24 protein-coding genes are annotated in these 24,978 nt (G+C 67.7%); 8 read left to right on the top strand and 16 right to left on the bottom strand.

The genetic code is table 11. The annotated features are described in order from the left end of the window. Positions 1 to 70 precede the first annotated feature (70 nt). Positions 71 to 1,303: a serine hydrolase domain-containing protein gene (locus AZOLI_RS10280; RefSeq protein ID WP_014248565.1), complete on the top strand. Its 1,233-nt coding sequence runs from the start codon at positions 71 to 73 to the stop codon at positions 1,301 to 1,303. A gap of 12 nt (positions 1,304 to 1,315) precedes the next feature. Here AZOLI_RS10280 and AZOLI_RS10275 read toward each other — a convergent pair whose 3' ends face one another. Beyond that, positions 1,316 to 1,726, bottom strand: coding sequence for a nuclear transport factor 2 family protein (locus AZOLI_RS10275; RefSeq protein ID WP_014248564.1), 411 nt, complete (start codon positions 1,724 to 1,726; stop codon positions 1,316 to 1,318). Between the two features lie 154 nt (positions 1,727 to 1,880). Then, positions 1,881 to 2,873, bottom strand: coding sequence for a hypothetical protein (locus AZOLI_RS10270; RefSeq protein WP_014248563.1), 993 nt, complete (start codon positions 2,871 to 2,873; stop codon positions 1,881 to 1,883). 277 nt (positions 2,874 to 3,150) lie between these two features. Between AZOLI_RS10270 and nadE the strand changes: the two genes are divergently transcribed. Continuing rightward, entirely contained in the window at positions 3,151 to 4,806 is a 1,656-nt protein-coding gene (nadE, locus tag AZOLI_RS10265; RefSeq protein WP_014248562.1) for an NAD(+) synthase, read from the top strand. 77 nt (positions 4,807 to 4,883) lie between these two features. Here nadE and AZOLI_RS10260 read toward each other — a convergent pair whose 3' ends face one another. From AZOLI_RS10260 to AZOLI_RS10245, 4 genes are all read right to left on the bottom strand, one after another. Beyond that, entirely contained in the window at positions 4,884 to 5,108 is a 225-nt protein-coding gene (locus AZOLI_RS10260) for a hypothetical protein (RefSeq protein WP_014248561.1), read from the bottom strand. Positions 5,109 to 5,235: 127 nt separating this feature from the next. Continuing rightward, positions 5,236 to 5,805 carry a hypothetical protein gene (locus AZOLI_RS10255; protein ID WP_014248560.1) on the bottom strand — a complete coding sequence of 190 codons (570 nt, stop codon included), beginning with the start codon at positions 5,803 to 5,805 and terminating at the stop codon, positions 5,236 to 5,238. Between the two features lie 135 nt (positions 5,806 to 5,940). Next, the gene (elbB, locus tag AZOLI_RS10250) at positions 5,941 to 6,609 is read right to left on the bottom strand and encodes an isoprenoid biosynthesis glyoxalase ElbB (RefSeq protein ID WP_014248559.1); all 669 of its coding nucleotides are present in this window, start codon (positions 6,607 to 6,609) and stop codon (positions 5,941 to 5,943) included. 135 nt (positions 6,610 to 6,744) lie between these two features. Then, the gene (locus AZOLI_RS10245) at positions 6,745 to 7,722 is read right to left on the bottom strand and encodes an alpha/beta fold hydrolase (RefSeq protein WP_014248558.1); all 978 of its coding nucleotides are present in this window, start codon (positions 7,720 to 7,722) and stop codon (positions 6,745 to 6,747) included. A 360-nt stretch (positions 7,723 to 8,082) separates the two neighbouring features. Between AZOLI_RS10245 and gltX the strand changes: the two genes are divergently transcribed. The 3 genes from gltX to AZOLI_RS10230 all read left to right on the top strand — a co-directional run bounded on the left by gltX (position 8,083) and on the right by AZOLI_RS10230 (position 11,695). Then, the gene (gene gltX, locus AZOLI_RS10240) at positions 8,083 to 9,426 is read left to right on the top strand and encodes a glutamate--tRNA ligase (protein ID WP_014248556.1); all 1,344 of its coding nucleotides are present in this window, start codon (positions 8,083 to 8,085) and stop codon (positions 9,424 to 9,426) included. 27 nt (positions 9,427 to 9,453) lie between these two features. Further along, positions 9,454 to 10,830, top strand: coding sequence for a cysteine--tRNA ligase (cysS, locus tag AZOLI_RS10235; RefSeq protein WP_014248555.1), 1,377 nt, complete (start codon positions 9,454 to 9,456; stop codon positions 10,828 to 10,830). 430 nt (positions 10,831 to 11,260) lie between these two features. Next, entirely contained in the window at positions 11,261 to 11,695 is a 435-nt protein-coding gene (locus AZOLI_RS10230; protein ID WP_014248553.1) for a DoxX family protein, read from the top strand. A gap of 72 nt (positions 11,696 to 11,767) precedes the next feature. On the opposite strand, the gene AZOLI_RS10225 is transcribed toward AZOLI_RS10230, so the two are convergent. Next, on the bottom strand, positions 11,768 to 12,394 hold the full coding sequence (locus tag AZOLI_RS10225) for a chemotaxis protein (protein WP_014248552.1): 627 nt from the start codon (positions 12,392 to 12,394) through the stop codon (positions 11,768 to 11,770). A gap of 5 nt (positions 12,395 to 12,399) precedes the next feature. Continuing rightward, positions 12,400 to 12,759, bottom strand: a complete 360-nt coding sequence (locus AZOLI_RS10220; RefSeq protein ID WP_014248551.1) for a response regulator — start codon at positions 12,757 to 12,759, stop codon at positions 12,400 to 12,402. A 128-nt stretch (positions 12,760 to 12,887) separates the two neighbouring features. On the opposite strand from AZOLI_RS10220, the gene AZOLI_RS10215 reads away from it, so the two are divergent. The 3 genes from AZOLI_RS10215 (at position 12,888) to AZOLI_RS10205 (ending at position 14,736) form a co-directional block, all read left to right on the top strand. Continuing rightward, positions 12,888 to 13,376, top strand: coding sequence for a putative toxin-antitoxin system toxin component, PIN family (locus tag AZOLI_RS10215; protein WP_014248550.1), 489 nt, complete (start codon positions 12,888 to 12,890; stop codon positions 13,374 to 13,376). Positions 13,377 to 13,522: 146 nt separating this feature from the next. After that, positions 13,523 to 13,972, top strand: coding sequence for a hypothetical protein (locus AZOLI_RS10210; RefSeq protein WP_014248549.1), 450 nt, complete (start codon positions 13,523 to 13,525; stop codon positions 13,970 to 13,972). 278 nt (positions 13,973 to 14,250) lie between these two features. Continuing rightward, entirely contained in the window at positions 14,251 to 14,736 is a 486-nt protein-coding gene (locus AZOLI_RS10205) for a DedA family protein (protein WP_014248548.1), read from the top strand. A 99-nt stretch (positions 14,737 to 14,835) separates the two neighbouring features. Here AZOLI_RS10205 and purL read toward each other — a convergent pair whose 3' ends face one another. The 8 genes from purL to AZOLI_RS10165 form a co-directional block, all read right to left on the bottom strand. Then, a complete protein-coding gene (gene purL / locus AZOLI_RS10200) occupies positions 14,836 to 17,061 on the bottom strand; it encodes a phosphoribosylformylglycinamidine synthase subunit PurL (protein ID WP_014248547.1) in 2,226 nt (741 codons plus the stop codon). Continuing rightward, a complete protein-coding gene (gene purQ / locus AZOLI_RS10195; protein ID WP_014248546.1) occupies positions 17,058 to 17,747 on the bottom strand; it encodes a phosphoribosylformylglycinamidine synthase subunit PurQ in 690 nt (229 codons plus the stop codon). Before purQ ends, purL begins: the two co-directional genes overlap by 4 nt. Before the next feature lie 112 nt (positions 17,748 to 17,859). Next, a complete protein-coding gene (locus AZOLI_RS10190; protein ID WP_014248545.1) occupies positions 17,860 to 19,086 on the bottom strand; it encodes an ammonium transporter in 1,227 nt (408 codons plus the stop codon). Between the two features lie 211 nt (positions 19,087 to 19,297). Next, positions 19,298 to 20,668: a TldD/PmbA family protein gene (locus tag AZOLI_RS10185; protein WP_014248544.1), complete on the bottom strand. Its 1,371-nt coding sequence runs from the start codon at positions 20,666 to 20,668 to the stop codon at positions 19,298 to 19,300. Positions 20,669 to 20,827: 159 nt separating this feature from the next. Beyond that, on the bottom strand, positions 20,828 to 22,915 hold the full coding sequence (gene glyS / locus AZOLI_RS10180; protein ID WP_014248543.1) for a glycine--tRNA ligase subunit beta: 2,088 nt from the start codon (positions 22,913 to 22,915) through the stop codon (positions 20,828 to 20,830). Positions 22,916 to 22,919: 4 nt separating this feature from the next. Further along, positions 22,920 to 23,816, bottom strand: a complete 897-nt coding sequence (locus AZOLI_RS10175) for a glycine--tRNA ligase subunit alpha (RefSeq protein ID WP_014248542.1) — start codon at positions 23,814 to 23,816, stop codon at positions 22,920 to 22,922. 132 nt (positions 23,817 to 23,948) lie between these two features. Beyond that, positions 23,949 to 24,230 carry a hypothetical protein gene (locus AZOLI_RS10170; RefSeq protein WP_014248541.1) on the bottom strand — a complete coding sequence of 94 codons (282 nt, stop codon included), beginning with the start codon at positions 24,228 to 24,230 and terminating at the stop codon, positions 23,949 to 23,951. Between the two features lie 117 nt (positions 24,231 to 24,347). After that, entirely contained in the window at positions 24,348 to 24,797 is a 450-nt protein-coding gene (locus AZOLI_RS10165; protein ID WP_014248540.1) for a hypothetical protein, read from the bottom strand. Positions 24,798 to 24,978: the final 181 nt, after the last annotated feature.

The raw sequence follows: 24,978 nt of genomic DNA, 5'->3' as shown, positions 1-24,978 counted from the left end.
GGCTCTGTCCGCCCGCCGGAGCTCTCCCCACTCTCCGAACCTGCGATTTTGAGGCCGGGCGGAGGCGGGGATGCGGCGCAGGCTGCTGCTGTGCGTTTTAAGTCTGCTGCTGTGGAGCGTTCCCTTCGGCCCGACCGGGGCCATCGGTCTCGATCAGTCCGAGGATCGGGCCGGCGACCCGCTGGCCGAACTGGTGACCCGTGCGGTGGAGGAGCGCCGGCCGCCGGCCGGGGCGGGCAGTCTGGTCGTCGGCGTGATCCGCGACGGCCGGTCGCTGGTGGTGGGGCGGGGCGACGCCGGGCGTGCGGACGGCGGTCCGGCGGACGGGCGCACGCTGTTCCAGATCGCCTCCCTCACCAAGCCCTTCACCGGCACCATCATGGCTGAACTGGTGCGGGAGGGCCGCCTGTCCCCGGACGATCCGCTGGAGCGCCATCTGCGGCGCGTCGGCCCGGTGCAGGTCGCCCATCCGCCGGACCATGACGGCCTGAGCGTCCGCCTGCGCGATCTTGCCACCCACACCGCCGGTCTGCCCAGCGTGCCCGAGACTCCGCGCTTTTCCTGGAACCGGCTGGAAGACCCGCGCAACCCCTACAAGCGGCTGTCGCGCGCAGAACTTGGGCTGTGGCTGTCGGGCTATCGGCCGCCGGTGCCGCCGGGCGTGCGTTTCAGCTATTCCAACGCCGGGATGGCGGTGCTGGGCGAGGCGTTGTCCGCCGCGGCCGGACAATCCTTTGACGCCCTGCTGAAGCGGGTGGTGACCGACCGCTTCGGCCTGCGCGACACCACCCTGCAGCCGACGGCGGAGCAGCGGGCGCGCAAGGCGGCCGGCCATGCCCGCGGCCGGATCGTGCCGGATTGGGAGGCGCCGGCGATGCTACCGGCCTTCGGCCTCTATTCCTCCGCCGACGATATGCTGCGCTGGCTGTCCGCCAATCTGGGCGACTGTCCCAGCCGCGCCGCGGGGCCCGCCGGGCAAGGCTGCACGTCCGCGGCATCGGGGACCCTGGCGCTGGCGCAGACGGTCCAGGTCGACGGCCGGACGCTCACCGATGCGGGAAGCCTTGGGGCAGGGGCGATGGCGCTCGGCTGGTTCGTCGCCTGGGCAGGGGATGGAACGCCGATCCATTGGCATTCCGGCTCCACCGGCGGCTTCAACGCCTATATCGCCTTTTCCAAGGCGCATCGCTGGGGGGTGGTGGCGCTGACCAACAGCGATCCCGATCAGGTCACCGCCGACCGGGTCGTGATCGACCTCGTCCGCCACCTGGAGACTCGGCCGGAGGTGGCGAGCTTGCCGTAAGTGGGGTCGCCCTCAATGCAGGCGGCGGGGTGCCTTGGCGGGGACCTCCACATCGGCGCGGGCGTGGGCGATCGGACCGGCCTGATGGTGGGCAAGGCGCCAGCTGCCGTTTTCCCGCGCGAACAGGTTGGTGGCGGCCAGAACGGCTCCGCCCAGCATCTCCTCGCAGACCACCAGGGCGGTGTCGCCGTGCAGGGTGACGCGCTCGTTCCGGGCCTCGACGGTGACGCCGCTGGGAGCGCGCAGAACGTCGCGCCAGCTGGTCAAGACGGCATCGCGGCCGAACAGGGCGGTCCAGCCGGGATGTATGCAGGACACGGGCAGCGTCTCCGCCCACAGCGCTTCCATCGCGGCGGCATCGCGGTTGGTGAAGGCGCGGTAGAAGGCCTGGTTCAGGGCCAGCAGCGTGTCGCGGTCGGTCATGGCTTCTGTCCGGGCGATGGTTCCGGGAACGGGTGAGGCACGGCTCTCCGGCCGGCGTCAGTCCGCTTGTAATGAAGCCACCCGGCATGGGCAAGCGCCGGTCCGGTCGGTTCCGGGCCGGCGCTGTGACAAGTTGGCTGTTAAGAAAGGAGCCTCAGGCAGTCAGGTTGACGCTCTGCGGCTTCGCGGCCGAGCCCGACGACGAGGCCGCCTCCGCCTCCTTCACCGCTGCACCGTCCTTGCCGCCGGACAGCCCGTCCACCGGGGCGGACAGGTCGAGCGTCAGGTGGGTGACGCCGTTCTTGGAGGTGGTCGGCTTCAGCACCGCCAGCCCCTTCATCCCGTCGCCGCCGGCCTTGGAAGCCATGTCGTTCAGCTTGCCGAGGATGTCCTTGATCTCGTCGTCGCTGAAACCTTCGGAACGGACGATCATGCCGGTGGACTTGCCGGTGGCCGTGGTGGTCATGCCCATTGCGCTCAGCTCCATGTCGCCGCCCTTGCCCAGGGAGGCCTGGAGCCGCTGGTCGTCGCGGCGGAAATCCAGAGTCGATTTGGCGAAGGAGATGCGGACGCTGCGGTCGCCGTCCTGGATTTCCAGTTCGATCCCGTGGGATTCGATCGACCACTGCGACTGGGTGGCCTGCATATCCACCGACATCTGGCTGAAGTCCATGCCGTCCAGCTTGGATTTCAGCTTGTCGCCGAAGCCGCTGACCGCGTCGTCGATGCGGTTCTGCGGAACGCCCAGCATGCTCAGCGTGTCGCCGAGCCCCTGCTTCAGCGCGTCGATGCCCTTGCCGAACGCGCCAGCCAGATCCTTGCCGTGGTCCAGCGCCGACTGCATCAGCGACTGCGCCTGCTTGGCGCGGTCGACGCTGCTGTTGCCGGCCGCGAGGGCGCCACCCCCGCCCGCCGCCTGGGCACCGCTCTTGCCGGTCATGCTGTCCAGCAGCGATTCCATCGACTGGCTGATGGTGTAGGCCGGCGACTGGCTCTTCTTCTCCGCCTTGTCGCCGTCGACCGATTTCGCGTCCGACTTGGCCAGCGCGTCCTTCGCCGTGCCGGCCGTCTTTGACGAGCCGTTCTGCACAGCCGTGGACAGCACCGACGGTTTGCCGTTCGGGCCGCTGAGCTCCGCGTAATACATGGATGCCCCCGCATCGCGTAGTTTTTGTGCAAGTGGAAGCATGACGCCGGCAACCTTTACCATTTATTAATTTCGGACATTTCTCCAAAAGATCGTGATAACTTCCTTACCTTACTAAGCATCGAAGACTTTGTTGCTTCTGTCTCTAAGCTTTACGCCATTTGTTCGGCCACTTGTTTCGTTTGCGTGACGACCTGCGACGAGCCGCGGCTTTCGCTCGGCCGGGCGCACTGCTACGCTGATGGCAAAAGGACCCGCAGGAAGGGAACCTGCCATCATGACCGACCGACTTTCCATCGCGCTCGCCCAGATCGATCCGGCCGCCGGCAGCCTCGCCGCCAACGCCGATCTCATCCGCGCCGCCCGGGCGGAGGCCGCGGCGCGCGGCGCCGACCTCGTCGTTTGTCCGGCCGGCGCGCTGTCCGGCCTTCCTCTGCTGGATTTGATCGCTCAGCCCGCCTTCCTCGACTCCGTGGAGGCGATGGCCCGGGCACTGGCGGCGGATACCGCCGATGGAGGGCCGGCCTTGCTGGTCGGTGCCCCCTGGCGTGATGACGCCAAGCGGCACTATGCGGCCCTGCTGCTGGATGCGGGCAAGATCGCCGCAGTTCGTTTCCAGGCCGAAACGGATGGTGGCGAAATCGGCGCGCCCGAGGATGATCGTTTCGATCCCGGTCCGATGCCGGGGCCGGTGAATGTCCGCGGTGTGCGCGTCGGCCTGCTGGTCGGCGGCGATCTGGCGGGCGCCGACGTGGCGGAAACGCTGGCCGAAAGCGGCGCCGAATTGCTGGTCGCGCTGCTGGCCAGCCCCTTCGCCCCTGGCCGTGCCGACGAGCGGGTGCAGGCCGCCGTTGCGCGGGTGGTGGAGTGCGGCCTGCCCCTGGTCGCGGTGAACGCGGTCGGCGGCGACGATGAGCGGGTGTTCGACGGCGGCAGCTTCGCCCTCGCGCCCGGCGGCCGGCTGGTCGCCCAAGCCCCGCTGTTCGCCGAGCATCTGCTGCTCTCCCGCTGGGAGCGTGGCGACGATGATTCCTGGGACAGTTCCGAAGCCGAAATGATTGCGCCGGTCGAGGGGGTGGAGGCGCTTTACAGCGCGCTGGTGCTGGGCCTGCGCGACGCGGTGGCGAAGGGCGGCGCCCCGGGCGTGGTCGTCGGCCTGACCGGCGGGTTGGACTCGGCGCTGACCGCGGCCATCGCCGTCGACGCGCTTGGGCCGGAGCGGGTGCTGGCGGTCCGCGCCCCGCTGCCGGGCAGCGAGGTCGATGCGCTGGCGGACAGCCTGGACGACGCGGCCGAGATCGTGGAGTTGCTGGGGTGCCGCCTGGACAATGTCGCGCTCGCCCCGGTGCTGAAGGCTGCCGACTCGCTGTTGGCCCCTGTCTTTGCCGGGCGCGACTCGGCCGGGGCGGCGGACCGGCTGCACGCCCGCCTGCGCGCCGCGACCCTGGCGGCATTGGCGGAGCGGATGGGAGCGCTGCTTCTGTCGACCGCCGACCGCACCGACCGACTGCTCGGCCTCGTGCCGGAGGAGTCGGGCTGCGGTTATGCCGTGCTGGCCGACATACCGAAGACTGCGGTGCTGGAACTGGCGCGCTGGCGCAACGCCAACCAGCCGGCGGGATCGCGCGGGCCGGCCGGGCGGGTGGTTCCGGAACGGGTGCTGGCGCGCCGGCTGAAGGCCGCGACGCCGGCCGGACTGCCGCCGGTGGAGGTGCTGGACGATCTGCTGGCGGGCCTGCTCGACGGCGGGCTTTCGCCGGTCGATCTCGCCGGGCGCGGACATGGGGCCGAAACGGTGGAGGCGGTTTGGCGGATGGTGGTTCGGGCGGAAGCGGACCGCCGCCGGGCGCCGCCGGGACCGCGCGTTTCGCGCCGGACCGTCGCACGGCTGCGGCGCCTTCCGGTCGGCGGCGATGTCGTCGATCTGGCTTGAGTGCGATTATTGCGGATGCGGGTGGGCAGGGGGAGCGAACGGTCCCCCATTGCCCTTTGCTTTTGCCGGTCCGGGCGTCAGCCGCGGGTCAGCTTGATGATCGTGGCGATCATGCCGAAGCTCCACAGCACGGCCGGCAGCACGATCCAGGTCGGATGGAAGACGATCGCCAGCGGCATGATGAAAATCAGCAGCATGGCCGGGAAGACGAGATAGGGAGAGTTGCCCCAGTTGGTCAGCAACCCGGCCGGGTTCTCGTCTTCACCGAAGTAAGCATCGGCGGTAACCGCTTGGTCCGTCATCTCTATCACCCAAAGTTTTTGTGGTTATTCCCTGTCCCGCACTGCAGCAGGACGTCGGTTCATACGCCACGATGCTTTGGATGACCAGAGCCCAGCCTTGGCCATTGCTTTCGACTTTGGTCGAAGGCTACGCAGCCTCGGTGAGGGCCAGCTGCGGACGGCGCAGGCTGGACTGGATGGTGAAGGGCGCGCGGACGCCGCCGTTGAACATCTCGGCGCATTCCAGGGCCTTCAACACGCGTTCTTCCGGCGGTTGCCCGGCGGTGGAGGCAAGCGAGCCCAACGCATAGTCGGAGCCGCAGCCGATGGCGTGATAACCGCGCACCGCCTCGCCGACCTGATAGTCGGACTGCACGGTGAACAGCCGGCCTTCCAACCCCACCATGAAGGTGCCGCCGGTCTCGACATCGTTGGAACGGTGGGCGTATCCGCCATCCTTCAGGCAGCTGCGGACGGCATCGACGAAGTCCACCACCATGTAGCGGAACAGGTCGACATCGCCGTCACGCGACGGCACTTCCAGCCGGTAATGCAGCAGTTGGCCCATGCGGAAGGAACTGGTGAAGCCGATCAGGCAATCGCCGTTGCGGAACACCTTGGTATCGGCGCGCACCGTGATGTCCAGGCCGTTCACCCCGGCGCTGTCGCCGCCCATCCACACCCGGTCGCCGTCCACCAATCCCACAATGCAGGTCATCGCCAGCCCTCGCCCGAAAAATACGAAACCGAGGCCAAGGGTGTTGGAAGGCGGTTAATGAATTATTGCCCGGCTTTGTGACATTACGGGTGACAAAGGAGGTATCGCTACCCCCTTCGCCATCCTTTCTCTTGGTCACTTCGCCAGATCGACCAGAGCCTTGACCGTATTTTCTGCACCCTCGGCGATTTGCAGCAGATCGGCATCCAGCATGTAGCAGGGCGAGGTGACGATCTTCAGCCCCGGATCGACCACGATTTCGCCATGGCTGGTGGTGTGGTGGATGGCGCCCATGGTTTCCAGCGCGGCGGCGGTGCCGGGGTCGTTGCCGATGGTCAGTTCCACCCCCTGCTGGCCCAGGATCTTGGCGAGGATGGCCGGGGCGATGCACAGCGCGCCGATCGGCTTGCCGGCCGCGCGCATGGCGGCGACGGCTGCCACCACCTGCGGGTTGACCGAGCAGTCCGCCCCCTTGAAGGCGAAATCGCTGAGATTCTTGGCCGCGCCGAAACCGCCGGGGAAGATCAGCGCATCGACGTCGCCGGCCGAGAACTCGCTGAGCGGGGCGATCTTGCCGCGGGCGATGCGGGCCGATTCGACCAGCACGTTGCGGCTCTCGCCGGTCTCGGCACCGGTCAGATGGTTGACGACATGGGCCTGCGGGATGTCGGGGGCGTAGCACACCGCGACCGCCCCCACCTTGGCGATGGCCAGCAGGGTGCAGACCGCCTCGTGGATTTCCGCACCGTCAAAAACGCCGCAGCCCGACAGCACGACGCCGATGCGCAAGCTTTTCTCTGCCATGGAAACTCTCCGGGGGTTGGCTTTGCCGCCACGCTACCCCAGGAGTCTTCCGTTCGCCTAATGCTCCATTAGGGCAACCGGGGCAGGCAACCGGCGAAAGCCCCGGACATTGCCCGAGGCTTTCGCGTGACGGCATCAGCTCCTGATGAAGTCCAGCAGATCCCGGTTGATGATGTCGGCGTGGGTGGAGGCCATGCCGTGCGGGAGGCCCGGATAAACCTTCAGCGTCCCTTTCCGCAGCAGCTTGACCGCCAGCAGGGCGGAATCGGCAATCGGCACGATCTGGTCGTCGTCGCCGTGCATCACCAGAACCGGCACGTCGATCTTCTTCAGATCCTCGGTGAAATCGGTTTCGGAGAAGGCCTTGATGCAATCGTAATGGGCCTTGGCCCCGCCCATCATGCCCTGCCGCCACCAGTTGTCGATCAGACCCTGCGAAACCTTGGCGCCGTCACGGTTGAAGCCATAGAAGGGGCCGGACGGGATGTCGCGGAAGAACTGCGCGCGGTTGGCGGCCAATGCGGCGCGGAAGCCGTCGAACACCTCCAGCGGCAGGCCGCCCGGATTGGCGGCGGTCTTCAGCATGATCGGCGTCACCGCGCCGACCAGCACGGCTTTCGCCACCCGCCCGTTTCCGCCATGCCGGGCGACATAGCGGGCCACTTCGCCGCCGCCGGTGGAATGACCGATGTGGATGGCGTTCTTCAGGCCGAGATGGGAGGTCAGGGCCGCGACATCGTCGGCATAGGTGTCCATGTCGTTGCCGGTTGCGGTCTGCGTCGACCGGCCATGGCCGCGCCGGTCATGGGCGATGACCCGAAAGCCCTGCGACAGGAAATACAGCATCTGGGCGTCCCAGTCGTCCGACGACAGCGGCCAGCCATGATGGAAGACGATCGGCTGACCCGTGCCCCAGTCCTTGAAGAAAATCTGCGTGCCGTCCTTGGTCGTGACGGTGCCGCTGCCCATTACCTTCGCGCCCGATGCGGACGCGGTGGCCGGTTGGGCGGCCTGCGCGGACTGGACGAAGGGCAGGGCGGCGGCGGTGGCGGACAGGCCCAGGCCGACGGTCAGCATGCCGCGCCGCGAGGCGCCGGTCTTCAACGAGGTCATGTCGATCTCCCGACGATCGATTGTGCGACATTGGTTATCGCGATATGCAAATCCTTACACTGCCTGGCTGGGGCTTGTCCAGTCAAATTATTATTACGATATCTTTTTCTGCGATAAGGCTTCCGCACCCAATCGGACAGGAAGAGGCCCCATGTCCGCGCCGCCCGAAAATCCGCCGCCGGTTCGGTTCCGCATTCCGTTGGACGAGAAGCGGCTGGAGCAGGCGGCGCCGGTGGACGCAGCCTCTCGGCGCGCCGGGGGAGGCGCCACAGGCGGCATCCGGGAGTGCGTGCGGCTTCCGGCGGGCGGCGCAGCATGCTAGGACTGCCGACCTGTCCCGTCTGCAATCGAGTCCAGCCAATGTCCACCGCCGTCCGTTTCGCCCCCAGCCCGACCGGCCGCATCCATGTCGGCAATGTGCGCCAGGCGCTCGTCAACTGGCTGTTCGCGCGCAAGACCGGCGGCAGCTTCATGTTCCGTCTGGACGACACCGACGAGGAGCGCTCCACCCAGGAATTCGCCGACGCCATCGCCGCCGACCTGACCTGGCTCGGTCTCACCTGGGATCGTTTCGCCCGCGAAAGCGACCGCTACCCGCGTTATGACGAGGTCGCTGCCGCGCTGAAGGCCGCCGGCCGGCTCTATCCCTGCTACGAGACGCCGGAAGAGCTCAACCTCAAGCGCGCCAGTCTGGTGTCGCAGGGCCGCCCGCCGATCTACGACCGTGCCGCCCTGCGCCTGACCGACGAGGATCGCGCCCGGCTGGAAGGGGAGGGGCGCAAAGCCCATTGGCGCTTCAAGCTGACCCCGACTCCGGTGGAGTGGACCGACCTCGTCCGCGGGCCGGTGCGGTTCGAAGGTACGGCGCTGAGCGACCCTGTGCTGATCCGCGAGGATGGCCGGCCGCTCTACACCCTGACCAGCGTGGTCGACGACGCCGATTTCGCCATCACCCACATCATCCGCGGCGAGGACCATGTCGCCAACACTGCGGTGCAGATCCAGATCTTCGAGGCCATGGGCGCCACGGTGCCGATCTTCGCCCATCTGCCGCTGCTGACCGATGCCGGCGGGCAGGGGCTGTCGAAGCGGCTGGGCAGCCTGTCGGTCGGCAGCCTGCGCGACGAGGACGGCATCGAGCCGATGGCGGTCAACAGCCTGCTGGCCAAGCTCGGCACCTCCGACCCCATCGAGGCGCGGCTGACGCTGGACGAGCTGGTGGCGGAGTTCGACCTGTCCAAGATCGCCCGCGGCACGCCGAAATTCGATCCGGAGGAGCTGGGCCGGCTGAACGCCCGCATCCTGCATCTGACGCCCTTCGAGGCGGTGGCCGCCCGGCTGGAGGCGCTGGGATTGACCGGCGCCGATGCCGCCTTCTGGGATGCGGTGCGGCCCAATCTGGCGCGGCTGAGCGACGCGCGGGACTGGTGGGCGGTGACCCATGCGCCGGTGACGCCGCTGGTCGAGGATGCCGGCTTCCTGGCCCAGGCGGCGGCGCTGCTGCCGGACGAGCCGTGGGACCTCGGCACCTGGGGCGCCTGGACCAACGCGGTGAAGGGGGCGACGGGGCGCAAGGGCAAGGAGCTGTTCCTTCCTCTCCGCCGGGCGCTGACCGGGCGCGACCATGGACCGGAATTGAAGAACCTGCTACCCCTGATCGGACGGGCGCGCAGCCTCCGGCGACTGGCCGGCGAAACCGCCTGAATCCCTCTCACTCCAGGAGTTCGGACCGTGCCGTTGGACCTCTACAACACGCTGACCCGCCGTAAGGAGCGCTTCGAGCCGCTTCGCCCGGACCATGTCGGCATGTATGTCTGTGGTCCGACGGTCTACGACACCGCCCATATCGGCAATGCCCGGCCGGTGGTGGTGTTCGACCTGCTGTTCCGGCTGCTGTCGCGGCTCTACCCGGCGGTGACCTATGTCCGCAACATCACCGATGTGGACGACAAGATCATCGACCGCGCCCGCGACAGCGGCGAGCCGATCGACGCGCTGACCGCGCGCACCACCGACCTGTTCCATGCCGATATGGACGCGCTGAACGCGCTCCGCCCGACCATCGAGCCGCGGGCGACCCAGCATATCGGCCAGATGATCGCGCTGATCGCCACGCTGATCGAACGCGGCAATGCCTATGCGGCGGAAGGGCATGTGCTGTTCTCGGTGCCGTCGATGCCCAGCTATGGCCAGCTGTCCCGCCGCTCGCTGGAGGACATGATCGCCGGCGCGCGGGTGGAGGTGGCACCCTACAAGCGCGATGCCTCGGACTTCGTGCTGTGGAAGCCCAGCACGCCGGACCAGCCCGGCTGGGACAGCCCGTGGGGTCGCGGCCGTCCGGGTTGGCACATCGAATGCTCCGCCATGGCGAAGGAGCATCTGGGCGCCACCTTCGACATCCATGGCGGCGGGCTGGACCTGATCTTCCCGCATCATGAGAACGAGATCGCGCAGAGCTGCTGCGCCAACGGCACCGACCGGCTGGCCCGCACCTGGGTCCACAACGGTTTCGTGACGGTCGAAGGCGAGAAGATGTCGAAGTCCCTCGGCAACTTCTTCACCGTGCATGACCTGCTGGACGAGTTCCCCGGCGAGGCGATCCGCCTGACCCTGTTGAGCGCCCATTACCGCCAGCCGCTGGACTTCACCCGCGAAGGCATCCGGCAGGCCAAGGGCACCCTCGACCGCTGGTATCAGGCCCTGCGCGGCGAACCCGCGGCGATGCCGGGCGAATTGCCCTTCGACGTGCTGGCGGCGCTGGAGGACGATCTGAACAGCCCGCTCGCCATCGCGCATCTGCACGAATTGGCGACCGCGGTGAACAAGGCGAAGAGCGATGCCGAGAAGGCCGCCGCCAAGGGCGCGCTGCTGGCGGCCGGCCGGCAGCTCGGCCTGCTGCAGCAGGACCCGGAGGCATGGTTCCGCTGGCCCCCGACCGGCGGGGCCGAAGGGCTGAGCGACACCGATGTCGAGCAGCTGATCGCCGACCGCAAGGCCGCCCGCGCGGCGAAGAACTTCGCCGAGGCCGACCGCATCCGCAAGGAGCTGGCCGACAAGGGCATCGTTCTTGAGGACGGCCCGCAGGGCACCAGCTGGAAGCGGGGGTGAGCTGGGAGGATCCCCTCTCCCCCCGGGGCTACGGGATGCACACATCTCGCCTCTGCGAAATGGCGGCAACCACCGGTGGTGAAAAGCCCTTCTCCCCTTGCGGGAGAAGGGTTGGGATGAGGGGTGCGACGGGCTGAAAGCCCGTGGCAATCAAGTTTCCGCCCCTCACCTCAACCCCTCTCCCGCAAGGAGAGAGGGGCTGTCCTCAATGTTAAGTTGCGCGTCTTTTCGCAAATGCGAGATGTATGCATCCCGTAGCCCCCCGGGGAGAGGGAGTTGAGGCGGGAGAGGGCACCGCCGGCCAATTGTCCCTCCACCAACAACAAATCTTCGTTGACTCCGCGGATTATCGCGCGCATCGATCCAGCCTAATCTCCTCTGCAGACGAAACGCGGCCGCAACCGACCGCCTGACAGAGGAGACCCTGACCATGATCGACACTCGCACCGCTCCCTATGCCGCCTTCCTGCTGCGCGTTGGCCTTGGCCTGCTGTTCCTGGCCCATGGCCTCGTGCTGAAGGTGATGACCTTCACCATCCCCGGCACCGTCGGCTATTTCGAGAGCATCGGCTTTCCCGGCGTCTTCGCCTATCTCGTGATCCTGGGCGAGATCGGCGGCGGGCTTCTGCTGATCGCCGGTGTCTATACCCGCTGGATCGCGCTGGCCCTGCTGCCGATCATGATCGGCGCCACGCTGCAGCATGTCGGCAATGGCTGGGTGTTCAGCGCGCAGGGTGGCGGCTGGGAGTTTCCGGCCTTCTGGACGGTTCTGCTCGTGGTGCAGTCTCTTTTGGGTGACGGTGCCTTCGCAGTGAAGGTTCCGGCGCTGGGCACTCCCGCCGCCGGCCGGCGCGAACTGGCCTGATCCGGCGAGGCGCACGCCACCCGATGATGAGCGGAACGGGGGAGGGGGCAGATTGCCGCCTCCCCCGTTTCGCTATAGCCCTGCCAATGCCCGGCGGATCGCCTCGCGGAAGGCATCCAGCGATGCGATGTCCAGCAGGAACAGCGCATGTCCGTGCGCATCGCCCGCCGCCAGCGCCATGTCGATGCGCACGAACAGCACGGGGTCGGTGGCGGAGCCGATGACCGCCGCGGGGGCGCCGGCGCCATAACCCGGAACCGCCCCCGACAATTCGCCGCCGATCAGGTTCGACAGGCTGGCGAGGCAGCCGTTCAGGATGATATTGCCGATCTCGGTCAGCGCGTCCTGCTCCATCTCGCCCGGCGCCTCGGCGGCGGGATCGACGGGGACCAGCCGGCCGACGAGGGCCAGCGTTCCGCGTTCGGGGAAGATCAGCATCGCCTCCCCGGTGAAGGGACCGGTGAAGGCGCCGCGGACCGCGCAAACCGGCCGGTCGGCAGCCAGATCGCCGCCGACCTCCCGCGTGATGCGGGCGTGGGTCGACACGGCGAAGGAGGGCACCGACAGAAGCACCTCCTCCCCCAGCATGGAGCTGAGGGCGGCGGCCGGTTCGCCCATGCCGATGTTGAACAACTCGGCGATGGCGTCGGCCTCGTCGTCGTCCAGGCGAAGGAAATCCCCCGATGCGGGCTCTTCCATCGGCGTCACTGCCCGGCCGCAGCGAGGAAGTCGCGGATTTTGTCGGAGGTGATCGGCTTGGCGATGAAACGGACGCCCAGCGCCTCGGCCTTGCGCCGCAGGGCGTCCTGGACGTTGGCGGTCAGCAGGCCGATGGTGAGGCCGGTGAAACGCTCCTTCAGCCGCTCGGCGAGCGCCAGACCGTCCATGCCCGGCATATTGTAGTCGACGATGGCGGCAGCCGGCGGCACCTCCCCGACGATTTCCAGGGCCTCTTCGCCGCTCGCGGCCGTGACGATGGTCCAGTCGGGCCGCAGCGAGGCGATGACGCTGGAAACCATATTGCGTGCCAGTCGGCTGTCGTCGACGACGAGGATGCTGGTCATGCCGATGTTTCCGTCCTAAAGATTCCGTTCAGACCTCGCGGGCTTCTTACCGCAAACCGTTCCGCCCCACAACAAGGGCCTCGCAAGGCAGCTGAGTTCTTCAACCAATACAGCCTTCCGATATATCAATGTTCACACAGGACAACACAGCGTCGGAGACGGTTCGCCCACAGGTCCGCGCCCCGGTCCGTGCCGTGCTCGACACCAACATCCTGGTGGCCTATGCGCTGCTGGGCGACACCGTGATCAGGCGCCAGGACGCGATCCGCCGCTGTGTGGAGCGGGTGCGGGAGGATGGCGGGCTGACCGGCAGCAGCGAAACGCTGGCGGAACTGGAGGAGGTGCTGATGCGCCCGACCTTCGACCGCTACGCCTCCGCGGCGGATCGCCGCGCCTTCCTCGACCGCATCAGGGCGGAGACCGTTCTGGTGACACCGGCGGCGGTCGGGCGCCTGTGCCGCGACCCGGAGGATGACATGTTCCTGGCCGCCGCGGTTGGCGGGTCGGTGCCCTGGCTGGTGACCGTCGACCGTCAACTCCTGTCGGTGCGCCGGGCCGGGGAGACGAGGGTGCTGCGGCCGGAACGGTTCCTGGACGCCCTGGACACGGCGCGCTGATCGGGCAGCCCCACAGAATCCACTCGACAAACCGGATGCTCTTCCTAGAATGAAAAGAGAACACATCGCAAACTGCGAGTGAACGGAAATGGCTGCGGCGACGGTGACGCCATGCCGATGGTGGAGTGCAGGGAGCATCTGCAGCGATGAGCGTCCAACGGCTTCTGTTCGACGACCTGCCGGAGACGGAACCGGCGCGCAAGCCGCGCCGCAGCCGGACGGCCGGCGCTGCGGCAACCATGGCTGCCCAGGTGGCGGTCGACATGGTGCGGGAGGCCGCCCCTCTGCCCAGGGCCGCAGTGCTCACGGCCGGCGTCGCGACCTTGCCCCTCGCCCCGCCTGCTCCGCCGCCTCCGCCCCCTGCGTTCGACCCGGCCGCGCTGTCCAATCCGGAGCTGCGGGCGCTGGTGCAGGCGTTGCCCGACCAGCGGCTGGCTCATTTGCTGATCGAAGCTGCGCGGGAACTGAAGCGTCGCGCCGCGCCCGACCGCAGCGATCCGGACGGCGATGACGGCGATATGCCGCAGGAGCCGAACCAGGCTCTGCTGCGGGCTGCCAGGCAAGCGGTGGGGGAGCTGTCGGGTGACGACTTCTGACCGGCTGGGCGCCCTTGGGGCCACTCCTTAGTCAAGAAAGTTTCCGAGACAAACGTCGCGTCTTTATGTCATGATCCCTTCCAGCCCGCGTTTTATATGCCGCATCGCACAATATAGTGGCTGTCAAACGCCTTTGGGCCCGCTGAACCCACAAGCGACGTCTCCCGGAGGGGGCTTTGGACTGGATCACTTGGTTGCAGGAATGGGGGAACGCCTTTTACCCGCTGGCCTTTGTCTGGGCCTTTTTTGAAGGTGAAACATTTGTAATCTTCGGCGGGATGGGTGCGAAGCTCGGCATCATCAATCTATATTGGTTGGTTGGCACCGTCTGGATCGGCAGCTTCATGGGCGATCAGGTTTGGTTCTGGCTGGGGCGCCGCTGGGGCAACAGGGCACTCGCGCGCTTCCCCTCGGCCGAGGTCCATGCCAGCCGGGTGCTGCGCTGGCTTGAGAAATACGGCGTCGCCTTCATCCTGGTCTTCCGCTTCCTCTATGGCGTGCGGAACATCGCGTCGGTCGCTATCGGCACCTCGCGCATGCCGTGGTCCCGCTTCCTGTTCTGGAACTTCATCGCCGCCGGCATCTGGGCCTGGAGCTTTGCCGGTGCGGGCTACCTGTTCGGCGAAGCAGCTGCCGCCATCGGCGAGGACGGGCCGAAGATCCTGGTGCTGTCCGCTCTGGCCATCGGCGCCCTGTGGATCGCCATCAAGAGCATCCTCTGGGTCCGCCGCCGGGCGCTTGCCGCGACCAATCCGGCGGAGTGAGGCGCCGGACCTGAGAAGGCTGGGGGGCGTCCACCAGTCCTATAAAGTGACACGAATCGAAAGGGGCTGCTTCATCCGAAGCAGCCCCTTTTTCTTACCTTACAGCTCGGCGGCCATGTAATCCGGCAGCCAGCTTTCGTTGGCCTCGCGCAGGCGCTTCAGCGACACGATGTCGCCGCCGCGACCCGACAGCGCCGTACCGCGGGTCTCGCCCAGCACGGTGACCGGAACGCCGGCCGCCTTGGCCTTCTCCTGCACCGTCGCGGCGACATCCGGACGGACGGCCAGGACGTAGCGGCCCTGGTCTTCGCCGAACAGCACGCGCGGGGACGCGCCGTCGAAGGCGGTCAGATAGGCGCCGACGCCGCCGGACAGCGCCATCTCGGCGATGGTGACGATCAGGCCGCCGTCGGCCACGTCATGGCTCGACACCACCAGACCCTCGCGGATCAGGCCGCGGACGAAGTCGCCGTTGCGGCGCTCCACCGCCAGATCGACCGGCGGGGGAGCTCCCTCCTCACGGCCGAGGATCTCGCGCAGGAAGATCGACTGGCCGATGTGGCCTTTCGTCTCACCCACGGCGAGGATCACGTCGCCCTCATTTTTGAAGGCGATGCCGACCGCGATCATCGCGTCCGGCATGATGCCGACGCCGCCGATGGCCGGAGTCGGCAGGATCGCCTCGCCATTCGTCTCGTTGTAGAGCGAGACGTTGCCCGACACGACCGGGAAGTCCAGCGCCTTGCAGGCCTCGCCGATGCCCTGAACGGCACCGACGAACTGGCCCATGATCCGCGGCTTCTCGGGGTTGCCGAAGTTCATGTTGTCGGTGATGGCGAGCGGCAGGGCGCCCACCGCCGACAGGTTGCGCCAAGCCTCGGCCACCGCCTGCTTGCCGCCCTCGACCGGGTCGGCGAGGCAGTAGCGCGGGGTGCAGTCGGTGGTGATGGCGACCGCCTTGGTCTGGCCCGGCACGCGGACGACCGCGGCGTCGGCCTGACCCGACATGAAGCGGGTGTCGCCGCCGACGAGGCTGTCATACTGCTCCCAAATCCAGCGCTTGGAGGCCAGATCGGGGCAGCCGAACAGCTTGGTCAGGGTGTCGCCGAGATCGGCGGAATAGCCGGCCAGCACGCCGTCATCGACGTCCGAAGACTTCGGAGTCGGCTCCCACGGGCGGTTGTATTCCGGCGCGGCGTTGGAGACCGGGGCGATCGGCATGTCGCACCAGGTCTCGCCATACATCTTGATGACGAGATTGCCGGTGTCGGTCAGGTGGCCGATGACGGCGAAGTCCAGCTCCCACTTGTCGAAGATGGCCTTCGCCACCTCCTCGCGGCCGGGCTTCAGGATGATCAGCATGCGCTCCTGGCTTTCGGAGAGCATGATCTCATAGGGCGTCATCGCCTGTTCGCGCATCGGCAGGGTGTCGAGCGTCAGCTCGATGCCCAGGCCGCCCTTGCCGGCCATCTCGACCGAGGAGGAGGTCAGGCCGGCGGCACCCATGTCCTGGATGGCGACGATGGCGTCCGTCTCCATCAGTTCCAGGCAGGCTTCGATCAGCAGCTTCTCGGTGAAGGGATCGCCGACCTGCACGGTCGGGCGCTTCTCCTCCGAATCCTCGGTGAACTCGGCCGACGCCATGGTGGCGCCGTGGATGCCGTCGCGGCCGGTCTTGGACCCGACATAGACGACCGGGTTGCCGATGCCGGCGGCGGCCGAATAGAAGATCTTGTCGGTCTTGGCCACGCCCACGGTCATCGCATTGACCAGGATGTTGCCGTTGAAGGCCGGGTGGAAGTTGGTCTCGCCGCCCACGGTCGGCACGCCGACGCAGTTGCCGTAATGGGCGATGCCGGCGACCACGCCCGACACCAGATGGCGGGTCTTGGAATGGTCGGGCGAGCCGAAGCGCAGGGCGTTCATGTTGGCGATGGGTCGGGCGCCCATGGTGAACACGTCGCGCAGGATGCCGCCGACGCCCGTCGCCGCGCCCTGGAAGGGCTCGATGTAGGACGGGTGGTTGTGGCTTTCCATCTTGAAGATGACGGCGTCGCCGTCGCCGATGTCGACCACGCCGGCATTCTCGCCGGGGCCGCAGATCACCTGCGGGCCGGTGGTCGGCAGCGTCTTCAGCCAGACCTTGGACGACTTATAGGAGCAATGCTCCGACCACATGACCGAAATGATGCCCAGCTCGGTGAAGGTCGGGGTGCGGCCCAGGATGTCCAGGGCGTTCCGGTATTCCTCGGCGGACAGGCCGAACTCCTTGGCGAGCTCGACGGTGACCGGACGCTCCTGCGCCTTGGTAGCTTCAGCGCTCACGACAGGGCCTCCACCAGACCTTCGAACATGGGCTTGCCGTCGGTGTTGCCGTGCAGGGCCTCCACCGCGTCCTCGGGGTGCGGCATCAGGCCCAGCACGGTGCGCTTGGCGTTGAAGATGCCGGCGATGTCGGTGACCGAACCGTTGGGATTGCCGCGCGGATCGGCGCGGGTCTCGTCGGCGATGTAGCGGAAGGCGACCTGGCCCTCGCCGTCCAGACGCTTCACCGTTTCGGCGTCGGTCCAATAGTTGCCGTCGCCATGGGCGATCGGGTAACGGACGACCTGACCCTTGGCGTATTTCGCCGTGAAGGGGCTGTCGGTGTTCTCCACCCGCAGATGCTGGACGCGGCAAATGAACTTCAGTCCGCCGTTGCGCATCAGCGCGCCGGGCAGCAGACCGGCCTCGGTGATGATCTGAAAGCCGTTGCAGATGCCGAGCACCCGCACGCCCTGATCGGCCCGCGCCTTCACCTCGCGCATGATCGGCGAATGCGCCGCCATGGCGCCGGAGCGCAGGTAATCGCCATAGGAGAAGCCGCCGGGCACGACGATCAGGTCGACCTTGGGCAGTTCGGTGTCGCGGTGCCAGACCAGATGCGGCTTGGTCCCGCTGACGGCCTCCAGCGCGGCGACGGCGTCGCGTTCGCGGTTGGAGCCGGGGAAAACGACGATGGCGGCCTTCATGGGGCGGTCAAAATCCGGCGTCGTGAGGGGGAGGAGTTCGCGCCGGACACTAAAGCCGCCGCCCCGGCAAAGCAAGAGTCGGCCAAGGGGCGGCGGAGTTGTGTGCGGCGCATTACATACCCGGCGCATCCTCTTCCGGGTAGGCGGTGATGTGGTGCAACGACAGGTCGGCGCCTTTGTATTCCTGTTCGGGGTCGAGGCGGATGCCGACGGTGACGCGCAGCAGGCCGTAGACCGCCAGACCGGCGGCGAATCCGAAGCCGGCGCCGCCCAGCGTACCGACGATCTGGCTGAGGATCGACACCCCGCCCAGGCCGCCCAGCGCCTCCTGCCCGAACACACCGGCCAGCAGGCCGCCGGTCAGTCCGCACAGGCCGTGCAGCGGCCAGACGCCCAGCACGTCGTCGATCTTCCAGTCGATCTGGCACTTGTTGAAGGCCCAGACGAACAGCAGGCCCGCGACGCCGCCGGTGATCAGCGCCCCCAGCGGGTGCATCACGTCGGAGCCGGCGCAGACCGCGACCAGACCGGCCAGCGCGCCGTTGTGGACGAATCCGGGATCGGTGCGGCTGATGACCAGCGAGGTGACGATGCCGCCGACCATCGCCATCAGCGAATTCAGCGCGACCAGACCGGTCACGCCGTCCAGCACCTGCGCGCTCATCACGTTGAAGCCGAACCAGCCCACGCACAGCACCCAGGCGCCCAGCGCCAGGAACGGGATGTTCGACGGCGGGATGGCGACCAGCGACCCGTTGGCGCGGTAGCGGCCGCGGCGGTTGCCGAGGTTCAGCACCGCACCCAGCGCCACCCAGCCGCCGAAGGCATGGACCACCACCGACCCGGCGAAGTCGTGGAAGGGCTGGCCGAAGCTGGCCGCCATCCAGGCTTGCAGGCCGAAGCGGGTTCCCCACACCGTGCCTTCCATCAGCGGATAGAACAGCGCGATCAGCGCCAGGGTGGCAGCCGCCTGCGGCCAGAAGCGGGCGCGCTCGGCGATGCCGCCCGACACGATGGCGGGCACGGCGGCGGCGAAGGTCGCCAGGAAGAAGAACTTCACCAGATCGTAGCCGTAGGCCGCGAATCCGCCGCTTCCCTTGCCGATCAGCGTTTGGGCGTCGGTGAAGAAATCGATGCCGTAGGCGACGGTGTAGCCGATGAAGAAATAGGCGATGGTCGACATGGCGAAGTCCGACAGGATCTTCACCAGCGCGTTGACCTGATTCTTGCGCCGGACCGTCCCGACCTCCAGCAGGGCGAAGCCACAGTGCATCGCCAGCACCATCACCGCGCCCATCAGAACGAAAAGAACGTCGCCACCCGTCTTTGCCGCATCCATTTGCACAAACCTTCAGCAATGCGCCTAAAAAAGCGGCGAATTGCTATCAGATTGGGCAGATATGCGCAAGGGCGTAGCTGACGTTTGGATAGGCGGAGTGGCGGAAATGCAGCACAAAAAGCGGGCGAACCCGCCAAGGGTTGCCCGCTGTCTGCGCAAGAAGGATGCCAAGTGATGAAGAGGCGGGCGGAGATACCCTCCGCCCGGCCGGTTACATGCCCGCGATGGTCATGCCGTCGATCCGCACGGTCGGCGCATCCATGCCGAAGCGCAGCTCCAGGTCGTCGGCGGCCTCCATGTTCAGGAACATGTCCTTGAGGTTGCCGGCGATGGTGATCTCGTTGACCGGATAGGCGAGCTGGCCGTTCTCGATCCAGAAACCGCCGGCGCCGCGGCTGTAATCGCCGGTGACGCCGTTGACGCCCATCCCCATCAGGTCGGTGACATAGAAGCCGTCCTTGATCTCCGCCAGCATGTCGGCACGGCTGCGCTTGCCGGCGGCCATATAGACGTTGGCCGGGGCCGGACCTGGCGGGCCGGAGGTGCCGCGGGCGGCGTGGCCGGTGGTCTGCAGGCCGAGCTGCCGGGCCGACCGCAGATCGAGCAGCCAGGTGGTCAGCACGCCGTCCTCGATCAGCGTGCGGCGCGTCACCTCGACGCCCTCCGCATCGAAGGGGCGGGAGCGCAGGCCGCGCTTCACATGCGGATCGTCGACGATGGTGATGGAGGGCGCGAAGATCCGCTGCCCCATCTTGTCCTTCAGGAAGCTGGTGCCGCGGGCGATGCTGGGGCCGCTGATGGCGCCGGTCAGGTGGCCGAGCAGGCCGCGCGACACCCGCGGGTCGAACACCACCGGCACCTTGCAGCTCTTGACGCGGCGCGGGTTCAGGCGGCGGACGGCACGCTCGCCGGCCTCGCGGCCGATCTCGGCGGCATCGCGCAGGTCGGCGCCATAGACCTTGCTGTCATAGTCGTAGTCGCGCTCCATCCCCGTCCCGGTCCCGACGATGACGGAGGCCGACAGCGATTGGCGCGACACGCCATAGCTGCCGGCGAAGCCGTTGGACGCGGCAATCGCGATGGTCGACCGGCTCCAGCTGGCATCGGCGCCTTCGGAGTTGGTAACGCCCTCGACCGCCATCGCCGCCTCTTCGGCGATGCGGGCGCGCTCGATCAGCGTTTCCGAGGACGGTTCCTCAGTGTCGCAGATGTCGAGGTCGGGCCAACTGCGGGCCAGCTGTTCGGGATCGGCGATGCCGGCAAATCCGTCCTCCGGCACGACGCGGGCCATGGCGATGGCGCGCTCGACCAGTTCGCCCAGCGCCTTGGCGCTGCGGTCGGTGGAAGAGACGATGGCCTGCCGCTTGCCGACGAACACCCGAAGCCCGAGATCGCCGGATTCGGACCGCTCCAGCTTTTCGGTTTTGCCCAGCCGCTGGGCGAGGGACACGGACGCGCTGTCGAACAGCACGGCGTCGGCGGCATCCGCCCCGGCGGCGCGCGCCTTGGCGATCAGGTCGTCCAGCAGGTTCAGGACCCCGGACGGATCCGTCCGGTGCTGGTCGTTCGGCGAAACGGTCATCAGGCTCTCCGGTTGGTCTCCTGTCTGTCTAGCAAATGGGAGGGCAACGCGGAACGGGGAAGAGGGGAAATGGCCGCTGACCCGTCCAAGCGGCCATGCGATGCATGCGTTTTGTGGAATGGGATGCGGGGAGGGGGGCGCGGACGCCCCCCTCCGCACTCAGCCCTCGATCTTCGAGAAGTCGGCGACCGCGTTCAGAGTCGTGCGGATCTGCGTCAGCAGGCGCAGGCGGTTGGCGCGCAGGTCCTTGTCCTCCGCGTTCACCGTCACCTTGTCGAAGAAGGCGTCGACCGGGCCGCGCAGCTTCGCCAGCGCCGCCATGGTGCCGGTGAAATCCTCCGCCTCCAGCAGCGGCTTGGCGGTGGCCGAGGCCTCGTTCAGCGCGGCGAACAGCGCCTTTTCCTCGTCCTGGGCCAGACGGGCAGCATCGACCGGCTGGTCGAAGCTCGCACCGTCCTTCTTCTCCTCGATGCGGACGATGTTGGAGGCGCGCTTGTAGGCCGCTGCCAAGTTGGCGCCCTCATCGGAGCCGACGAACGCCTGCAGAGCCTTCACGCGGGCCAGCAGCCGCACCAGATCGTCCTCGCCGCCGAGCGCGAACACGGCGTCGACCAGATCGTGGCGGACGCCCTGCTCGCGCAGCACCACCTTCAGGCGGTCGGCGAAGAAGGACATCAGGTCGCCGCCGACGCTGCCGGCCGGGGCGAATCCGCTGACCGTATAGGCGCCGTGAGCAGCCGCAAACACCTCCGACAGCTTCACCCGAAGCCCGTTCTCCAGCACCAGCCGGATTACGCCCAACGCAGCGCGACGCAGCGCGTAGGGGTCCTTCGAGCCCGTCGGCTTCTCGTCGATGGCGAAGAAGCCGACCAGCGTGTCGATCTTGTCGGCCAGCGCCACCGCGACCGAAACCGGCGCGGTCGGGCAGGAATCCGACGGACCCAGCGGCTTGTAATGGTCGGCGATGGCGTTGGCGACGTCGGCGCTCTCGCCCTGGCCCAGGGCATAGTAGCGGCCCATGATCCCCTGGACCTCGGGGAATTCGCCGACCACTTCGGTCACCAGATCGGCCTTGCAGAGCAGGGCGGCGCGGCTGGCGGCGTCGCTGTCGGCACCGATGGCGCGGGCGATCTCGGCGGCCAGCAGCTGAACGCGGGTGACCTTCTCGGCCACCGTACCCAGCTTGGCGTGGAAGGTGATCTTCTCCAGCGCCGGGACGCGGGATTCCAGCTTGGTCTTGCGGTCCTGGTCCCAGAAGAACTTGGCGTCGGACAGGCGGGCGCGCAGCACGCGCTCGTTGCCGGCGACCACGGCCTTGCCGCCGTCCAGCGTCTCGGTGTTGGCGACGACGATGAAGCGCGGGGCCATCTTGCCGTCGGCATCCAGCACGGCGAAATACTTCTGGTGGGTGCGCATGGAGGTGATGAGAACCTCCGACGGCACGTCCATGAAGCTCTCGTCGATGCTGCCCATCAGCACGACCGGCCATTCGACGAGGCCGGCGACCTCCTCCAGCAGCGCGTCGTCGGGCGACAGGGTCAGGCCCTGCGCGGCGGCCAGCGCCTCGGCATCGGCCTTGATCTTGGCCTTGCGCTCCTCGCGGTCGAGCACGACCTTGGCGGCGCGCAGCTTCTCCTTGTAGTCGGCGAAGCTTTCCACCGTGAAGGCGTCGGGCGCCAGGAAGCGGTGGCCGCGGGTGCCGTTGCCGAAGGCGATGCGGCCCTGGGTGCCGCCGATGTCATAGCCGCCGTCGAGCACGCGCCCGCCGAACAGGGCGATGATCGAGTGCAGCGGACGGACCCAGCGCACGGTGCCGGTGCCCCAGCGCATCGACTTCGGCCAGGGCAGTTCCGCCATGGCGGCGGGGATGATCTCCGCCAGCACCTCGGCAGTTTCGCGGCCCTTCTTCTCGGTCACCGCGAAATAGAACACGCCCTTGCCGGTGTCGCGCTGCTCGCACTGGTCGAGGCTGTCGAGGCCGGCCGACTTCAGGAAGCCGGCAACCGCCTGCTCCGGCGAGCCGACGCGCGGACCCTTCTTTTCCTCGCGCACGTCGGCGGTGCGCTCCGGCAGCCCGTCGACCACCAGGGCCAGACGGCGCGGGGTGGAATGGGCGTCGGCCGTCGTGAAGGTCAGGCCGTTCGCCGCCAGCTTGTCGGTGACCAGGCGCTTCAGGTCGTCGGAAGCCCGCGCCTGCATGCGGGCGGGGATTTCCTCGGAGAAGAATTCGATCAGGAGTTCGGTCATTGGATTACTTCGCCCCCGTCCAGACTTCGCAGCAGGCCTTGGCCAGCGTGCGCACGCGGCCGATATAGGCGGCGCGCTCGACAACGCTGATCACGCCGCGGGCGTCCAGCAGGTTGAACAGATGCGACGCCTTGATGCACTGGTCATAGGCGGGCAGCGCAAGGTTCTGCGCCACCAGCGCCTGGCACTCGGCCTCGGCGTCCTTGAAATGCTGGAGCAGCATGTCGGTGTTGGCGAACTCGAAATTGTGCTTCGAATATTCGACCTCGGCGCGCTTGAACACGTCGCCGTACTTCACACCCTGGCCGTTGAAGTCCAGGTCGTAGACATTCTCCACGCCCTGCACATACATGGCGAGGCGTTCCAGACCATAGGTCAGCTCGACCGCGACGGGGTCGCATTCGATGCCGCCGACCTGCTGGAAATAGGTGTACTGCGTCACTTCCATGCCGTCGCACCACACTTCCCAGCCCAGGCCCCAGGCGCCCAGCGTCGGGCTTTCCCAGTCGTCCTCGACGAAGCGGATGTCGTGCAGCGCCGGGTCGATGCCGATGGCGCGCAGGCTGTCCAGGTAAAGCTCCTGCGCGTTGGCCGGCGAGGGCTTCATGATGACCTGATACTGGTAATAATGCTGCAGGCGGTTCGGATTCTCGCCATAGCGGCCGTCCTTCGGCCGGCGCGACGGCTGGACATAGGCCGCCTTCCAGGCATCGGGCCCCAGCGCGCGCAACGTGGTCGCGGGGTGGAAGGTGCCGGCGCCGACCTCCATGTCGTAGGGCTGCAGGATGACGCAACCCTGCTCCGACCAGAACTGGTGGAGCTTGAGGATCAGGGCCTGGAACGACAGGCCGCGGCGGTCGGCGGAATTCCCGCCGTCGGAAGTCCCGATCTGGGAGGCCATGGACGGTCCACAATAGAAATGTTGAAAACGCGCCGCACGATAGGCGGGCGCCACCGTCAAATCAAGCCGCAGCGCGGCAAATCGCGCCGCGGCGGCGCCGTGTCGGGGACCAGGGGAGAGCGCGTGCCGCCGTCAGCGGCCGTAGGGGCAGGCGGGGCGGCCGCAGGACACGGCGGAGCGTGGGGCGACATAGGCGCCGCATTCCGGGCATTTCTCCATATCCTCAGCCTCCGTGGCGGCGGAGGTCCGTGCGTCGCGCGGCGAAGGGCCGGGGGCGGGATCGCGGCGGCCGTCGTGCCGGCGGGGGGTGGTGCGGGCGCGGCCGATGGCCTGGACGCGGTTGATCCAGCGCCAGCCGAACCACACGACGCCGATCACCAGCGCAAGGAGGAGAATCTTGGACAAGGATATCATCGCCGGCTACCCGTCTGCTCTTGCGCGCATTCAGCCCGCGGGCGACGGGAAGTCAAGGGAATAGGGAAGGGGAGGGCCGCCGTCCCCGAAGGGACGGCGGCCCGTCGGATCCGCCGCTTACTTCGCGGCGACGGCCGGGCGCCAGCTGTAGACCGGGGTGACGCCATAGGTGCGGGTCATGTCGGCCTGACGTACACTGCGCACCAGAACCTCCGTACCGCTGGCAACGCGCACGTCGGTGCCCAGCAGGCCGCAATCCTCCGGCAGGATGTTGACGCACTGGCTGGCGTCGACACGGGTCAGCACGATGTCGAAGGGCAGGCCGTTGCGGGCGTAGACGCCGAGCAGGCCGGGGGCGGAGGTCGCCGTGCGCAGGGTGACCACGCCGGCCGGCAGCGCGCGGTCGCTGGCCGCGGTCGGGCGCTGGTTGTGGCTTTCGTCCCAAACGGGCTGGCCCGAGGAATCCAGCTTGGACTGGGCCGCGGCACCGCCGCTGAAGCCGGCGACGGCCAGGGTCGCGCCGCTCACCACCGCCAGGGCCAGGATGGCCATCCGAAACCGCAACATCGTTGTGCTCCGTACTTGTCTCTGTTCTTTTTGTCCGCCCGGGCACAAAGAAGCGACCGGGCTTCGCACCATCATATGGGAACCGATGCGCGCCGTCGCCCTAGCCCAGAATGCCTAGGGTGTTCGGTCAAGGTCCCGCTGCGCAACGGTGGTGCCGACAGTTCGCTCTGGACGCAGGTTT

The organism is Azospirillum lipoferum 4B, from assembly GCF_000283655.1.
GTDB lineage: Bacteria > Pseudomonadota > Alphaproteobacteria > Azospirillales > Azospirillaceae > Azospirillum > Azospirillum lipoferum_C.
This window is presented reverse-complemented; position numbering and strand designations above follow the sequence as displayed.

Bases quoted from the DNA above. Each gene is read 5' to 3' on its own strand.
- AZOLI_RS10280 (WP_014248565.1), top strand. From the start codon at position 71: ATGCGGCGCAGGCTGCTGCTGTGCGTTTTAAGTCTGCTGCTGTGGAGC.
- AZOLI_RS10275 (WP_014248564.1), bottom strand. From the start codon at position 1,726: ATGACCGACCGCGACACGCTGCTGGCCCTGAACCAGGCCTTCTACCGC.
- AZOLI_RS10270 (WP_014248563.1), bottom strand. From the start codon at position 2,873: ATGTATTACGCGGAGCTCAGCGGCCCGAACGGCAAACCGTCGGTGCTG.
- nadE (WP_014248562.1), top strand. From the start codon at position 3,151: ATGACCGACCGACTTTCCATCGCGCTCGCCCAGATCGATCCGGCCGCC.
- AZOLI_RS10260 (WP_014248561.1), bottom strand. From the start codon at position 5,108: ATGACGGACCAAGCGGTTACCGCCGATGCTTACTTCGGTGAAGACGAG.
- AZOLI_RS10255 (WP_014248560.1), bottom strand. From the start codon at position 5,805: ATGACCTGCATTGTGGGATTGGTGGACGGCGACCGGGTGTGGATGGGC.
- elbB (WP_014248559.1), bottom strand. From the start codon at position 6,609: ATGGCAGAGAAAAGCTTGCGCATCGGCGTCGTGCTGTCGGGCTGCGGC.
- AZOLI_RS10245 (WP_014248558.1), bottom strand. From the start codon at position 7,722: ATGACCTCGTTGAAGACCGGCGCCTCGCGGCGCGGCATGCTGACCGTC.
- gltX (WP_014248556.1), top strand. From the start codon at position 8,083: ATGTCCACCGCCGTCCGTTTCGCCCCCAGCCCGACCGGCCGCATCCAT.
- AZOLI_RS10230 (WP_014248553.1), top strand. From the start codon at position 11,261: ATGATCGACACTCGCACCGCTCCCTATGCCGCCTTCCTGCTGCGCGTT.
- AZOLI_RS10225 (WP_014248552.1), bottom strand. From the start codon at position 12,394: ATGGAAGAGCCCGCATCGGGGGATTTCCTTCGCCTGGACGACGACGAG.
- AZOLI_RS10220 (WP_014248551.1), bottom strand. From the start codon at position 12,759: ATGACCAGCATCCTCGTCGTCGACGACAGCCGACTGGCACGCAATATG.
- AZOLI_RS10215 (WP_014248550.1), top strand. From the start codon at position 12,888: ATGTTCACACAGGACAACACAGCGTCGGAGACGGTTCGCCCACAGGTC.
- AZOLI_RS10210 (WP_014248549.1), top strand. From the start codon at position 13,523: ATGAGCGTCCAACGGCTTCTGTTCGACGACCTGCCGGAGACGGAACCG.
- AZOLI_RS10205 (WP_014248548.1), top strand. From the start codon at position 14,251: ATGGGTGCGAAGCTCGGCATCATCAATCTATATTGGTTGGTTGGCACC.
- purQ (WP_014248546.1), bottom strand. From the start codon at position 17,747: ATGAAGGCCGCCATCGTCGTTTTCCCCGGCTCCAACCGCGAACGCGAC.
- AZOLI_RS10190 (WP_014248545.1), bottom strand. From the start codon at position 19,086: ATGGATGCGGCAAAGACGGGTGGCGACGTTCTTTTCGTTCTGATGGGC.
- AZOLI_RS10185 (WP_014248544.1), bottom strand. From the start codon at position 20,668: ATGACCGTTTCGCCGAACGACCAGCACCGGACGGATCCGTCCGGGGTC.
- glyS (WP_014248543.1), bottom strand. From the start codon at position 22,915: ATGACCGAACTCCTGATCGAATTCTTCTCCGAGGAAATCCCCGCCCGC.
- AZOLI_RS10175 (WP_014248542.1), bottom strand. From the start codon at position 23,816: ATGGCCTCCCAGATCGGGACTTCCGACGGCGGGAATTCCGCCGACCGC.
- AZOLI_RS10170 (WP_014248541.1), bottom strand. From the start codon at position 24,230: ATGATATCCTTGTCCAAGATTCTCCTCCTTGCGCTGGTGATCGGCGTC.
- AZOLI_RS10165 (WP_014248540.1), bottom strand. From the start codon at position 24,797: ATGTTGCGGTTTCGGATGGCCATCCTGGCCCTGGCGGTGGTGAGCGGC.